Origin of the sequence: Microbacterium sp. TPU 3598 (assembly GCF_002356155.1) — a bacterium.
GTDB lineage: Bacteria > Actinomycetota > Actinomycetes > Actinomycetales > Microbacteriaceae > Microbacterium > Microbacterium maritypicum_A.
Map to the genome: position 1 here is coordinate 2326394 of NZ_AP017975.1, position 13551 is coordinate 2339944.

Genomic DNA, 13551 nt, shown 5'->3' on the forward strand with positions numbered 1-13551 from the left:
CCGACGCCAGGCATACTTCGCCATGTTACCGGGCTGTGACCTGCACGTCGCCTGCATGGCGGTCCCGCGCGTCGGATCGTCGGGTTGCCCGGCAACCATATACTCGGTATCGCATTCCAAAGAACGGTCACGGGGGACGAACGATGTCAGTACGCCAGAGTCTGCTCGCCATCCTCGCGCAGGGGCCCTGCTACGGATACCAGCTCCGCCACGAATTCGATCGCCGCACCGGATCGGTCTGGCCGTTGAACGTCGGACAGATCTACAACACCCTCGAGCGCCTCGAACGTGACGGCCTGGTGTCGCGCGGCGAGGCCGACGATCGCGGACACGTGTACTGGCGGATCACGGATGCCGGGATCGCCGACGTCGACGAGTGGCTCTCCTCCCCCGTCGTGCGCCCCCAGGGCACCCGGGACGAACTCGCGATCAAGCTCGCGGTCGCGGCGACTCTTCCGGGCGTCGATGCGACCGCAGCGATCCTCGCCCAGCGATCGGCCTCCCTGCGACAGCTGGAAGCTCTTCGGCAGGAGCGCCGAGCACGGGGCGACGCCGACGATCCCGAAGGACTCGCGTGGGCCCTCCTGACCGACTCCATGATCTTCGCCGCGGAGGCCGAGGTGCGCTGGCTCGATCACACCGCTCAGCGCCTCAGCGGGCATCCCCGCCATGCGATGGCGCTCGAGCTCACCGCCGATCGCCCCAAGCGCGGGCGACCCGCGAAGACCATGTCGGCGATGTCCGACGCCCTCCCGGCACTCTGACCCACGTCACAGGCGCGCTCCGCACGCCAAGACGGACACGGGATCGCCGTTCGCCCCGAGCGGATGCTCAGCCATCCCTGTGCCCGGGGAAACTAGGATCGGGTCATGGCTGGATTTTGGGGCAGACGCAAACGCGAACAGGAAGAACTCGCCGCACAGGATGCCGATCTGGCTCGACGTGCTGAGCAGGCCCTGGTCAGCGCCGACGAGCGGATCCGCACGACCTCCGACGAGCTCTCCTTCGCGGAAGCCGAGCTCGGCGAGTCGCTCACCGCTGATCTGCGCACGGCACTCGCTGCGGTGCGCACCCACTTGCGCGAAGCGTTCCAGCTCCACCAGCTGAACCACGACGAGATCCCGGACACCGACGAGGAGCTGCGTACGCGCAACGCGCGCATCCTCCAGCTCTGCGACTGGGCGCAGGACCTGCTCGACGAGAAGACCTCCGTCCTCGCCGAGTCGGTCGCCAAGGTGCGACGCGCCCCGGAGATCATCGCGCAGGTGCGGGCCGAGGCAGCCGCGCTCAGCGCCCGCATCCCCCAGACCAACGAAGCCGTCTCCCGTCTCTCGGCCCGGTACGCCGATTCCGCCATGCACCAGATCACCGCCAGCGCGGCGGAGGCGGAGCAGCTCATCAGCTTCGCTACGCACAGCGCCGACGTGTCGGAACGCCGTCGCGCGGCGAAGCAGAACGAGGAGGCCAACGTCGCCCTCGAGACGGCGACGGAAGCCACCCGCCGTGCGTCTGCCCTGCTCGATGCGGTGGAGGACTTCGAGATCGAGGCCCTGCGCGCCGAATCCACCCTGGCCGAGGTGGTCGCCGACTCCCGCGGCGATCTCATCGCGGCGCGGACAGCCCCGAACGTGCCTGCCGTCGCCCAGGCGGTCGCCGCACTCCAGGCCGCGCTGGGCGCGCTGACGCCCTCCGGACAGCCCAACGATCCGTTTGCCGAGCTGTCCCAGCTGCGCGACGCGAACTCGGCCCTCGACCAGGCGATCGCTCAGGCCCGTCACCGCGCCGAGAACCCTCTCCCGAGCATCGCTCAGGTGCAGCACGCGATCGACGATGCCGACCGGCAGCTGGGGGTGGCGCGCGGCCTCATCTCCGGACACCGCGGCTGGATCGGTGCCGACGCCCGCACCCGCCTCGCCGAGGCGGAGCGCCTTCGCGTCGATCTGTCCGACCTCCTCCCCGCCGAGGACACTCGCGAAGCGGCGCTCGTCCAGGCGCGTCGCGTCGCTCACCTGGCCTCCGAAGCGCTGCAGCTCGCGCAGCGCGACATCGATTCCTCGCGTCCCCAGGATCAGAACTGGGGCGGCGGTGGCGGCTGGGGCGGCGGCGGACGGCGCGGCGGTGGCGGCGGCGATCTCGCCTCGGGCATCCTCGGTGGCCTCGTGATCGGCAGTCTGCTGGACGGCATCTTCGACTGACATTCAGTCTCCGCCGCATCCCTCGACACAGAAACGGCCCGGTCCCTCACGGGATCGGGCCGTTCTGCGATTCAGATCAGGAGGCGAGCGCCTCGGACGGCGGAGCCTGAGTGCTCAACGCGATGACACCGTAGTCCCAGCCCTTGCGTCGATAGACGACGCTCGGGTGGTCGGTGCGGACGTCGACGAAGAGGAAGAAGTCGTGTCCGACCAGCTCCATCCTGTCGACCGCCTCTTCGACGGTCATCCATTCGGCGTCGAAGCTCTTCGTGCGGATGACGACGGGCGAATAGTCGTCTTCTTCGGTCTGCTGCACCGGCACGCTGCCGGTCGCGACCGCGTGAAGGATGTCGGCCGATGCCGGCTGGACGTCGATGCCCTCGAGCGCTCCACTCTCCTTCTCGAAATGCGCGCCGCGCGGGTGCTGTCGTCCGTCGACTCGCTTCTCCTTCGCGCGACGCAGCTGCTCCGACATCTTGTCGACCGCGAGGTCGAGGGCCACGAACTTGTCTCCATCCGTCGCCTCTGCGCGGACGACCGGCCCCTTGCCGATCAAGGTCAGCTCGACGGTCTCATCGGGGACATGACCGTTGCGGTACACGCGATGGGTGACTTTCACGTCCAGCCGTTGCGCGCGAGACGCGAGCATCTGGATCTTGGCGATCTTCTCTTCGACAACGGTTCGGAAGCGATCGGTGATACCCACTCCGACGCCAACGATGCTTGTTTCCATTGCTGCCTCCTTGTCCCGGTCCTCCCGGCCAAGGGCGGACCGTGGTCGCCTTGTGTCCCCCCACCGTAGTCCGCCCGCCGACGGATGTCACGGGATCATTCCGCTGTGTCGCCGGTGCATTCCCGATGAGGTTCATCAGAATCCGCCACGACGCGGCGTGGCGGCGAGCGCGACCGCCGCCACGACGCGGAAGCCGGTCGATCCCAGTGCGCGTGCCGCTTCGTCGAGGGTCGCCCCCGTGGTGACGACGTCGTCGACGATGACCGCCTCTGCGCCCCCACCTGACCGGCGTGCCTGCATCGCACCATGCACGTTGGACTCTCGTGCGCGTGCACCGAGGCCGCGCTGATCGGCGGTATGGTCCGCAATCGAGAGCAACCGGTGAGGCTCTGCGTGCGCGCGACGGATCAAGAGCTCGGGCACGCGGTATCCGCGACGCCGAAACGCGCTTCTCCTGGTCGGGACCGGCACGACCCACGTGCTCGGCGTGACCACAGGCTCGAGCACCGCCGCCAGGGCGGCGCCGAGGGGGCGGGCGAGAAGCGTCTCCCCCTCTCCCTTCAGACGGCGGATGCAGCGCGCGGCCACCCCATCGAACACGAGGGCGGTTCGGACCGGAATGCCTCCAGGAGTCTGCCCGAGCTGCAGGGCGGGCCGGAGTGCCGCTTCACACCGCCCGCACAGGAGCGTGGCCGGCTCATCGCATCCGGCACACGTGGCAGCGAGGAGGAATGCGGCGATCTCGGCACCGACGCCGCGGGGCCCCCTTGTCTTCCACATCCGAAGATCCTGCGCCCTCGACCTACGCCGGAGCTGCCGATCATCCCCGTTGCGCGAATGAGCTGAAGGCAGGTCCCCTCCGTGCAGGGAAGGTCATTCACCCACGCGTGTCGCGAGCACGGAGACGTCGGAGGCGACCTCGCGCCAGGCCGACCCCGCGTGCGCGAACAGCTCGCCGTTGGAGCCGAGAATCCTCACCCCGGACGCGGTGCGTGCGCCGGCGATCGAGAGGGCGTTGCTCGGTGCGGCCTCCGCCGACCCCGGACCGCCGACCACCTGGGTGAGGAGACGCGGGCTGCTCTGGTCGGCGAGCACACCCACACGATCGGCCCCCAGCCACACCAAACCCATCGCCGGCTCGGAGAGCTGGGTCAGCTGCGTGAACTCGCCGAGCTCGATCGGGATGCCGGCGGCGTCACGGACGACCGCCGCGACGACCACCCACATCTGCTTGCCGACGGTCACCACGGCCGCCACCCTGGCGCCGTCTGCCGATACCCGCAGATGAGAGATCGTCGATGCGCTCGGCCATGCCTTCGCGATCTGATGCCCGACGGCATCGCTTCCCGCCGCCTGCACCGCCGCCGGTGCTCCCGCGGGGACCGACCAGGTGTAGCCGTACGGATCGAGTGAGGGCTTGATGAGACCAGGACGGGCGTCCAGCTCGTCGAGGCTGCCTTCGCCGATCAGATAGACGTGCTGATCGGCGAGCTGCACGGCGGCGCGGGAGTCATCGGCGGCGACGTCTATGGAGACGATCGGCTGCGTGACGGCGCTGATCTCCGAGCTGATACCGGGGATGGGCGAGATCTCATCGCCGACGATCCGCCCGAACGCGCCGTTCTGCAGCACGAGAGTGCCCGTCGTGGCCGACGGGGGGACGACATCCGCCACCCCGGCCTCGAGGTTGCGGCCGTCCACCGTGAACCGGACCTCGGTCACCGCGACGCCGGCAGCGCGGAGGGTCGCCTGGAGCTGGGTGCGCATCCGGGAGAGCGTGGCGGCGTCGAGGCCCGAGGCGGGCCGGGTGAGCGCGACATCCGCCACCTGGCCGACGATGGGAACCGCGTCCTGCGCCAACTGCACGTCGGCGGGGAAAGCGTTCTGCACTGCGGGGTCCAACCACTCGCTGGGCTCGCCGCCGATGAGCGCCCGTGTCACCGTCGTCGCGGGGCTCTGGCGCCGCGGGAACCAGCGCATGTCGGGCACCAGCCTCGACCAGCCGAGGTCGAAGTACTGCAACGGATACCCTTCGAACACCTTGGTGAATCGCGTCTCATCGATCACCACGCCGTCCGGCGCCTGCGTGATGCGCCATTCGCCGTTCTCCATCCGCTGCAGCGTGAATGCCACGTTGGACGATCCGAGGGCCTCGGAGTACTCTCCGGCGTCATCGACACTCGCGACCAGGTCGAGCGTGACCTGGACCTCTGCGGTGTCCGCACTCTCCACCTCATCGTCGGGGACCGAAGAGGTGACGGTCCTGGTGTCCGTGCCGATGTCGATCGACACCCCTGCCGACGGGCTCCAGCTGCGCTGCAACGAAGGCGCGAGGAAGTCGCGTGCGGTGTCCCAGTTGTCGGTCGTCGTGATACCGGCCTCAAGGAAGCCCTCGACGATCTCCTCGGGTCCCGCACCGGTGATCGGGCCGGAGGCCACGGGGAGGATGTCGACGTCCTGCGGGGACTCCCCCAGCTTGAGACCGACCGCGACGTCACCGCTGGTCGGCAACCCCGCGCATGCGGGAAGCAGCGCTGCGACGAGTATCAACGCGAGGCCTCGCAGCCGCCGATTCGGTCTCCGCTCGGTCACGACCAGTCCTCCTCATCGAACATGCCGGCGGGCGCGTCCGTCAGCGAGATCGGCTGGGTCGCGTCGCCGAGCTCCGCGAAGGGCTCCTGGGGTTCGATCGGGATCGGGCTCGGACCGTCCAGGACTCCACCGTGTCGGGGAATCGTGAGCACGAAGTTCGTCCCGACGCCGAGTTCGGACCAGACGTCGAGGGTACCGCCGTGCAGGGTCGCATCTCCCAGGGCGATCGACAGCCCGAGTCCCGTCCCCCCGATCGTGCGCTGACGCGAAGGGTCGGCGCGCCAGAAGCGATCGAAGACACGCTCCGCATCGGCCGGCTCCATGCCCAGGCCGAAATCCCGCACCCCGGCGGCGACCGCGTGCTGGTTGCTGTCGACCGTGACGACCACCGGGCGTCCCTCGCCGTGCTCGATCGCGTTGCCGATCAGGTTGCGCAGCACCCGGCGCACCCGACGCGGATCCATGTCGACGGGCGAGTAGCCGCCCGGTGCCACCAGCCGCAGCTCGGTGCCGTGCCCCTCGGCCAACGGACGCATCTGCTCGATGATGTCCTCGGCCAGGTGGGTGAGACTTGTCGCCTCCAACTCGAGCTGCACCGATCCCGCGTCGTAACGGCTGATCTCGAGCAGATCCGACAGCAAGGTCTCGAAGCGCTGCACCTGGGCGTGCAGCAGCTCGGCCGTGCGGGCGGTGGTGGGGTCGAACTCCTCACGCTGGTCGTTGAGCATGTCCGCGGCGAGACGGATGGTGGTCAGCGGAGTCCGCAGCTCGTGCGACACGTCCGACACGAACCGCTGCTGCACCATCGACAGTTCGCCGAGTTCCTTGATCTGCGACTCGATGCTGTCGGCCATCGCGTTGAACGACCGTCCGAGAGTGGCGAGTTCATCTTCTCCGTGTACTTCGAGGCGCACGCCGAGATCCCCCGCCGCCAGCCGCGCGCTGGTCTCCGCAGCCTGCACGATCGGGGTCGAGACGGCGCGGAGGACGATCCAGGAGATCGCGGCGACGATCGCCACGAGACCGATCCCCGCGATCCACAGCGTTCGCTGCACGAATACCAGGGTCTGGTCCGCGTCGCCGAGGTCGTAGGCGAAGTAGATCGCGAACGCCCCGGCTTCCGGCACCTGGAGCTGCTGCCCGACGATGATTCCGGGAACCTCTCCCCCGTCCGGGGAGGGCAGAGCCACCGACTGCCAGGCCTGGCGGTCGTCGAACTCCACGACGCGCGCCTGGAGTTCCGGGCTCAGCAGGCTCCTGCTCAGCCCGGCCTCGAAGCCGTTAAGTCGGACACCGTTCGCATTGTCGATCTTGAAGCCGGCGAGCTGATCGGTGCTCGACGTGCGGGTGAGATTCGACTGGACGCTGTTCCACAGTTCGGTGAGGGCCGCGGAGTCATCCCCCACCTCGGCCACGTCCAGGATCCCCTGCGCCTGATCGACCGCGCGGCGGGAGTCTTCGAGGGCGACGTCCTTGCGGGAGATGAAGAGATCGTTCTGGATGACGAGAGCCATCGTCACGCACGTGATGAAGATCGCCAGGGAGGTCGCGAGCAGGGTGATCGAGAGCGTGCGGAACCGCAAGGAGCGGCGCCACAGGATGCCGAGCATCGTCGGCCAACCTCGCCAGTCGCGCAGGACAGCGACCGTCGCGGTGGTCGCTGTCGTCGCGGCCATCGTGCTCCTAGCCGACGCTCCCGGCGCGGTAGCCCACGCCGCGCACCGTCATGACGATCTTCGGGTTGTCGGGGTCGAGCTCCACCTTCGCGCGCAGGCGCTGCACATGCACGTTCACCAGTCGGGTGTCGGCCTTGTAGTGGTATCCCCACACCTGCTCCAGGAGCATCTCCCGGGAGAACACCTGCTGGGGCTTCGACGCGAGTGCGACGAGAAGCTGGAACTCCAACGGCGTGAGCGCGATCGGAGCCGTCCCCCGACGGACCTCGTGCGCATCGACGTCGACGGTGAGGTCGCCGACGCGGAGCTGTTCGCTCGTGGCCTGCGGCGTGGGACGAAGCCGGGTGCGGATGCGGGCGACCAGTTCCTTCGGGTTGAAAGGCTTGACCATGTAGTCGTCGGCGCCCACCTCGAGCCCGCGGACGACATCGGCGGTGTCGCTGCGCGCGGTGAGCATGATGATCGGCACGCCGGACTCGGCACGGATGCGGGTGCAGATCTCGATCCCGTCCATGCCGGGGAGCATGAGGTCGAGCAGCACGAGGTCGGGTCGCTGCGCTCGCCACTCGTCAACGGCGCGCGCACCGTCCGCGCAGAAGACCGGCTCGAAGCCTTCGGTCCGCAGCACGATCCCGATCATCTCGGCGAGCGCGGTGTCGTCGTCGACCACGAGAATACGTGAGGTCATAAGAGTTACCTTATGGCACCGAGTCCCAGCGATCCCAGGTCTGCGCACCGTGTGCGGGATATGACGCGCCGCGCGAGGGATATGACACGATGGGAGCGCACGATGGAGAGGGAGTGCCTGTGACCGGACAGACGTGGACGCCTGCCCCGAAGAAGGGCATCATCCCCCTTCATCCGCTCTCGTTCGGAATGCTGCTGGGAAAGGCCTTCGCCGCGCTTCGGCACAACCCGAAGGTGCTCTTCGGCTTCGCCGTGGTCATCCAGCTCGTCGTGGTGGTCGTCACGGCCGTGGTCATGGGCGTCGTCTTCTTCACGACGTTCAGCCGCCTGGAGACCGTCTCTCCCTCTTCTCCGGACTTCGAAGCGGTGATGGCGGGGACCATCGCGGTGAACCTGATCGCCGGGCTCGCCGTGGGTGTCGCCTCGATCGCCTTCACGGCGATGATGCAAGGCGTCGTCGCCGCGGAGATCGGCTATGCCGCGATCGGAGTGAAGGCGACGCTGCGGATGCTGTGGCGCCGGATGGCCCCGGCGTTCTGGCGACTCGCCGGCTTCGCCTCCCTCTCCGTCGCGGCCGTGTTCGGCATCTTCATCATCGCCGCCGTCATCATCGCGGCCTTCATCGCCGGCGGCATGGGCGGGAGCGCCGAGATGGTCGGCGTCGTCGTGCTCGTGGTGATCGTCATCGTCCTCGCCTGCATCCCGCTGGCGGTGTGGCTCACCACGAAGCTGCTGCTCGTACCGTCGATCCTGGTCCTCGAGCGTGCACGTTTCCGAGACGCTTTCGTCCGCTCCTGGAGGCTCACCCGCGGGCGCTTCTGGGTCGCGTTCGGTGTGACCTTCCTCATCAGCGCGATCATGGGCATCGCGGCCCAGGTCGTCAGCGTCCCCGCCACGCTGCTCGGCTCTCTCCTCGGCTCGGTCGTCGCGCCCACAGGAGCAGAGGACCCGAGTGCGGTGGTCGCCTTCGTCGTGACCTTGATCGCCCCGCAGATCCTGCTCCTCGTCATCCAGGCGATCACCCTCGTGGTCCAGAGCACCGGATCGGCGCTCGTCTACCTCGACTGCCGGATGCGCTACGAGGGTCTGGACCAGACCTTGATCGCATACGTGGAGCGCCGTGACCTCGGCTGGACCGACGAGCAGCAGGAAGATCCGTTCCGCGTCGATCCGTCACGGGCCGTCACCTCTGCACCACCGCCCCGCCAGGTGCCGGAGCACGTCATGATGTCGCAGGGCTACGGGTATCCGCCCTACGGCGCACAGCCGACGTTCGGAGAGCCGGGAGCGCCTCAGGCATATCCCGCACAGCCGTACCCCGCACAGCCTTCGATGCCGTATCCGGCGGCGGCGCCCGTGACACCGCCTGCCGTCGCGTTCCCGCCACCGCCGCCTCCCGCGCCGACCGCCGCATCGGGAACATCCACCATGCCGAGCGTCCCCTCAGCGGAAGCAGCACCCGATGACGGCGGGTGGGCCGCGCCCGGCGCAGACGGCACCGCATGATCCGACCGTTCGACGACCTGTTCGTCCCCGACGGGGACGAAGCCCGACGCTGGGCGGAGGAAGAGCTCTCCAACCCTCGCTACGCCGACGCGAAGCCCACGTGGTTCGATCTCCTGGCGCGTGACATCGGCCGTTTCCTCGCCGACCTGTTCAGCTCCGGCAACGGGGCGGGCATCGGGCCGTCCGCCCTCATCATCGTCATCGTCATCATCGCGGCCGCGCTGGTCGCCGCGCTCATCATCTGGGGCAGACCGCGCAGCTCCCGCGCCGTCAGGCGGGCACAGGGAGACCTCCTCGGAGCGGCCGACGACCGCAGTGCGGCGCAGTTGAGATCGGACGCCGAGCGGGCCGCCCGCGAACGAGACTGGGACGCCGCGACGATCCTCCGGTACCGGGCGATCGCGCGCAGCCTGCGGGAGCGCGATCTGATCGATCCGGCGCCGGGCGCGACGGCGCAGTCGATCGCCCGCGAGGCGAGCACGGTGTTCGTCGACGAGGCAGCCGCCATGCGTCGAGCAGCCTCCTCCTTCGACGACGTCCGCTACCTGGGGCACACCGCGAGCGCCGAGACCTATCGGGATCTCGTCGACATCGATGATCGGATCCGCGCACGCCGCCCCGAGGCGGTGCCGGCATGACCGTGATCGAGCCTGACCACGCCGCCTCCTCCCCGGCTGCCCCTTCCACGGCGGAACACCGCCTGAGCCGGGCCAAGACGATCATCGGATGGACGATCGTCGCCGCCCTGGTCCTGATCGTCGCTGCGGTCGGACTGCGTGTCGCCGTGACCGCCCCCGGCGCGCGCGGTGCCCTCGACCCCGAAGCCCGAGACGACGGCGGCGCCCTCGCGCTCGCGGACATCCTGCGCGATCAGGGCGTCGAGGTCGACGTCCGCCGCTCGCGGGCCGAGGCGCTCACAGCGATCGACGAAGACACGACACTCGTGATGGCCAACCCGTACACCCTGACCGACGAAGCCCTGGAGACGCTCACCGCTCCGGCGGGGCGCGTCGTGTTCCTCTCGACCGGCACGCACCTGCTGAACGAGCTCGGCATCGGAGAGAACGCCACGGGAACACTGCCGGCGGCGGCCCCCGACTGCGACGTCGCCGAGTTCGCGAGGGTCGGGACCATCCGTGCCGACCGCCTGTTCACCCCGGCGGACGGCGTGCAGGCCTGCTTCGGCGATGCCGAGGGCGCCGCCGTCCTCGTGGACCGCCGTTCCACGCCCGAACGAGTGGTGGTGGAGGGCACCAGGCTCTTCGGCAACGCCTATCTCGCCGAGAACGGCAACGCCGCCCTCGGGTTGGCGCTGCTGGGTCAGACCGATCGCGTCGTCTGGTACGTCCCCAGCTTCGCGGACTCCGACATCGAGGCCGAGCCGGTCGACACCCTCGGCAGTCTCACGCCTCCCTGGGTCACACCTGCGATCCTGCTGCTGATCATCGCGGGGATCGCCACGGCGATCTGGCGTGGTCAGCGGTTCGGTCCCCTGGTCGCCGAGACGCTGCCGGTCACCGTGCGGGCGTCGGAGACGATGCACGGACGTGCGCGTCTCACGGCCAGAGCCGCAGATGCACCGCACGCCGGGCAGGCGCTCCGCGACGGAACCCAGCGACGACTGGCTCGACGGCTCGGACTCGCCGTCCACGCGGGCGCAGACGAGGTCGCGGATGCAGCCTCTGATCGTCTGCGGATTCCCCGGGGCACGCTCCAGGCGCTGCTCGCCGGGCCGCTCCCCGAGAACGACGCCGCTCTGGTCGACCTCGCCAGACGCCTGGACGAGCTCGAGACCGCTGTGGACGACAGCACGCACGTCGACCGATCAGAACCGACCACCCATCCCCGAGAAGCAGAGGGAAACACGTGACCGTTGAGAACCTTCCCACCGACGACGCCGCACTGCGCCAGGCCATGCACCGGGTGCGCACCGAGGTCGACAAGGCGGTGGTCGGCCAGGCCGGCACCGTCACCGGGCTGCTCGTGTCGCTGCTCGCCCGAGGGCATGTGCTCCTCGAGGGTGTGCCGGGCGTCGCGAAGACGCTGGTCGTCCGCTCCTTCGCACGAGCGCTCGGCCTCGACACCAAACGCGTCCAGTTCACTCCCGACCTGATGCCGGGCGATGTCACCGGCTCGCTCGTGTACGACGCGCGCACCGGCGAGTTCGACTTCCGCGCCGGCCCGGTGTTCACGAACATCCTGCTCGCGGACGAGATCAACCGCACGCCGCCGAAGACCCAGGCCGCGCTCCTGGAAGCCATGGAGGAGCGCCAGGTGTCGGCTGACGGCGTCAGTCGCCCCCTGCCCGACCCGTTCCTCGTCGCAGCGACGCAGAACCCGATCGAACACGAGGGCACCTACTCACTGCCCGAGGCGCAGCTGGACCGCTTCCTGATGAAGCTCGTCGTCGGCATGCCCGAACGCGACGCGGAGGTCTCGGTGCTGCGTCGACACGCGGAGGGCTTCTCGCCGCGCGAGCTGACCGGTGTGGAGGCGGTGGTCACCGCCGACGAGATCCGCGCAGCCCAGCAGGCGGCCGCCGCCGTCGAGGTCACGGACGACGTGCTCGGCTACGTCGTCGACCTCGCTCGGGCGACCCGCCAGTCTCCGTCGGTCGAACTCGGTGCCAGCCCGCGCGCATCGACCGGTCTGCTTGCGGCCGCGAAGGCGTGGGCGTGGCTCAACGCCTCCTCCGCGGTGACCCCCGACCACGTGCAGACGATGCTGGTGCCCGTATGGCGCCACCGCCTCCAGTTGCGACCCGACGCGCAGATGGAAGGCGTGTCCGCCGACGCGGTGCTCACCTCCGTGGTGCAGCAGACCCGGGTGCCGATCTAGGTGTTCGTCACCGGCCGCCTCGCCGTCGCCCTCGCCGTGGGCGTCATCCCGCTCGTCATCGCCGGACTCGCGGGCTATCCGGCGTACGCGGTCCTCGGCGCCTGGATCGGCCTGTGCGCGCTGCTCGTCGCCGTCGACGTCGCGCTCGCGGCGAGCCCCCGATCGGTGACGGTGAGTCGCAGAGTGCCCGCGCGTGTGCGCATCGGGGAGCCGGTCCCGGTGAGCGTGGCCGTGCACAACCACGGCACCAAGCCACTGCACGCCCTGCTTCGCGACGCATGGCAGCCGACGGCGGGGGCGCCGTCGGACCGGCACCACCTGGTCGTCCCGCCGGATGAGCGCGGCCGTGTCGCCATTCCGCTCCTCCCCCGCCGTCGCGGGGAACTGGCCAGCGAGTTCGTGATGATCCGCTCCCGCGGACCACTCGGCATCGCGGGCCGGCAGGCACGGCATTCCGTCCGCGGAGCGATCCGCGTGCTCCCTGCCTTCTCCTCGCGCAAGCACCTTCCGTCCCGCCTCGCTCGGCTGCGCGAGCTGGATGGCAACACGAGCATCCAGGTGCGCGGTCAGGGTACCGAGTTCGATTCATTGCGTGAGTACGTGCGCGGTGACGACGTGCGCTCGATCGACTGGCGGGCGACCGCCCGCGCAGGAACGACGATGCTGCGCACCTGGCGACCGGAACGGGACCGTCATGTGGTGATCATCATCGACACCGGACGTACAGCGGCAGCTCGTGTCGGCGACGGTACGCGCGTTGATGCCGCGCTCGAGGCGGCACTGCTGCTGGCGGCACTCGCCTCGCGTGCCGGTGATCACGTGCACCTGCTGATGTACGACAGGGTCGTCCGCGGTCGGGTCACCGGGGTCGACGGCGCCGCGTTGCTTCCGGCTCTGACCGACGCCATGGCTCCCGTGCACGCGCGGCTCGTCGACACGGACTGGCACGGCGCATTCGCCGCCGTGCGCTCGCTCACGACGCGGCCCTCGCTGATCGTGGCCCTGACGGCGCAGGACGCGGCCGAGTCGGCCCGTGGCTTCCTCGGCGCCTTCCCGAACGCCTCACGTGCGACCACGGTCCTCGTCGGATCCGTGACCGACGACGGCATCTCCGCTCTCGCGCGCCGTCGTGATTCCCGCGAGGACGTGTATCTCGCCGCGGCCGCCGAGCGGACTCTCCGCGACGCCGAGAACGTCGCCGACGCGATCCGCAGGGCCGGGGGCGAAGCGATCGCTGCCGATCCGGAAGACCTCCCACCGCGGATCGCCGACCGCTACCTCGAGCTGAAGGCCGCCGGTCGACTCTGACGCCGAACCGATCGCG

Annotated in this window: 12 protein-coding genes; 7 read left to right on the plus strand and 5 right to left on the minus strand. The window is 69.5% G+C overall.

Going from position 1 to position 13551, the window contains the following annotated elements:
* The first annotated feature begins 143 nt into the window (after positions 1-143).
* Together MST3598_RS11075 and MST3598_RS11080 are read left to right on the plus strand one after the other, a co-directional pair.
* Positions 144-764, plus strand: a complete 621-nt coding sequence (locus MST3598_RS11075) for a PadR family transcriptional regulator (protein WP_029258247.1) — start codon at positions 144-146, stop codon at positions 762-764.
* Between the two features lie 105 nt (positions 765-869).
* Positions 870-2195 (plus strand): hypothetical protein, encoded by a 1326-nt coding sequence (locus MST3598_RS11080; RefSeq protein WP_029258248.1) that lies wholly within the window; start codon positions 870-872, stop codon positions 2193-2195.
* A gap of 76 nt (positions 2196-2271) precedes the next feature.
* Here the strand turns inward: MST3598_RS11080 and hpf are convergent, their stop codons facing one another.
* The 5 genes from hpf to mtrA form a co-directional block, all read right to left on the minus strand.
* A complete protein-coding gene (hpf, locus tag MST3598_RS11085; protein ID WP_029258249.1) occupies positions 2272-2928 on the minus strand; it encodes a ribosome hibernation-promoting factor, HPF/YfiA family in 657 nt (218 codons plus the stop codon).
* A 135-nt stretch (positions 2929-3063) separates the two neighbouring features.
* Positions 3064-3708 carry a ComF family protein gene (locus tag MST3598_RS11090; protein WP_029258250.1) on the minus strand — a complete coding sequence of 215 codons (645 nt, stop codon included), beginning with the start codon at positions 3706-3708 and terminating at the stop codon, positions 3064-3066.
* 93 nt (positions 3709-3801) lie between these two features.
* Complete coding sequence (locus tag MST3598_RS11095; protein ID WP_051668012.1) at positions 3802-5520, minus strand: LpqB family beta-propeller domain-containing protein; 1719 nt, start codon at positions 5518-5520, stop codon at positions 3802-3804.
* Positions 5517-7196 (minus strand): MtrAB system histidine kinase MtrB, encoded by a 1680-nt coding sequence (gene mtrB / locus MST3598_RS11100; protein ID WP_021199845.1) that lies wholly within the window; start codon positions 7194-7196, stop codon positions 5517-5519. Before mtrB ends, MST3598_RS11095 begins: the two co-directional genes overlap by 4 nt.
* Positions 7197-7203: 7 nt before the next feature.
* Positions 7204-7884 carry an MtrAB system response regulator MtrA gene (gene mtrA / locus MST3598_RS11105; protein WP_021199844.1) on the minus strand — a complete coding sequence of 227 codons (681 nt, stop codon included), beginning with the start codon at positions 7882-7884 and terminating at the stop codon, positions 7204-7206.
* A 119-nt stretch (positions 7885-8003) separates the two neighbouring features.
* On the opposite strand from mtrA, the gene MST3598_RS11110 reads away from it, so the two are divergent.
* Genes MST3598_RS11110 through MST3598_RS11130 form a run of 5 tightly spaced genes read left to right on the plus strand, consistent with a single transcriptional unit; the run spans position 8004 to position 13535 of the window.
* Positions 8004-9389, plus strand: coding sequence for a hypothetical protein (locus tag MST3598_RS11110; protein WP_029258252.1), 1386 nt, complete (start codon positions 8004-8006; stop codon positions 9387-9389).
* The gene (locus MST3598_RS11115) at positions 9386-10027 is read left to right on the plus strand and encodes a DUF4129 domain-containing protein (RefSeq protein ID WP_029258253.1); all 642 of its coding nucleotides are present in this window, start codon (positions 9386-9388) and stop codon (positions 10025-10027) included. The genes MST3598_RS11110 and MST3598_RS11115 overlap by 4 nt, the downstream gene beginning before the upstream one ends.
* The gene (locus MST3598_RS11120) at positions 10024-11259 is read left to right on the plus strand and encodes a DUF4350 domain-containing protein (protein ID WP_051670919.1); all 1236 of its coding nucleotides are present in this window, start codon (positions 10024-10026) and stop codon (positions 11257-11259) included. Before MST3598_RS11115 ends, MST3598_RS11120 begins: the two co-directional genes overlap by 4 nt.
* A gap of 44 nt (positions 11260-11303) precedes the next feature.
* Positions 11304-12227 carry an AAA family ATPase gene (locus MST3598_RS11125; protein WP_208323723.1) on the plus strand — a complete coding sequence of 308 codons (924 nt, stop codon included), beginning with the start codon at positions 11304-11306 and terminating at the stop codon, positions 12225-12227.
* A complete protein-coding gene (locus MST3598_RS11130; RefSeq protein WP_029258256.1) occupies positions 12228-13535 on the plus strand; it encodes a DUF58 domain-containing protein in 1308 nt (435 codons plus the stop codon).
* The last annotated feature ends 16 nt before the right edge of the window (positions 13536-13551 follow it).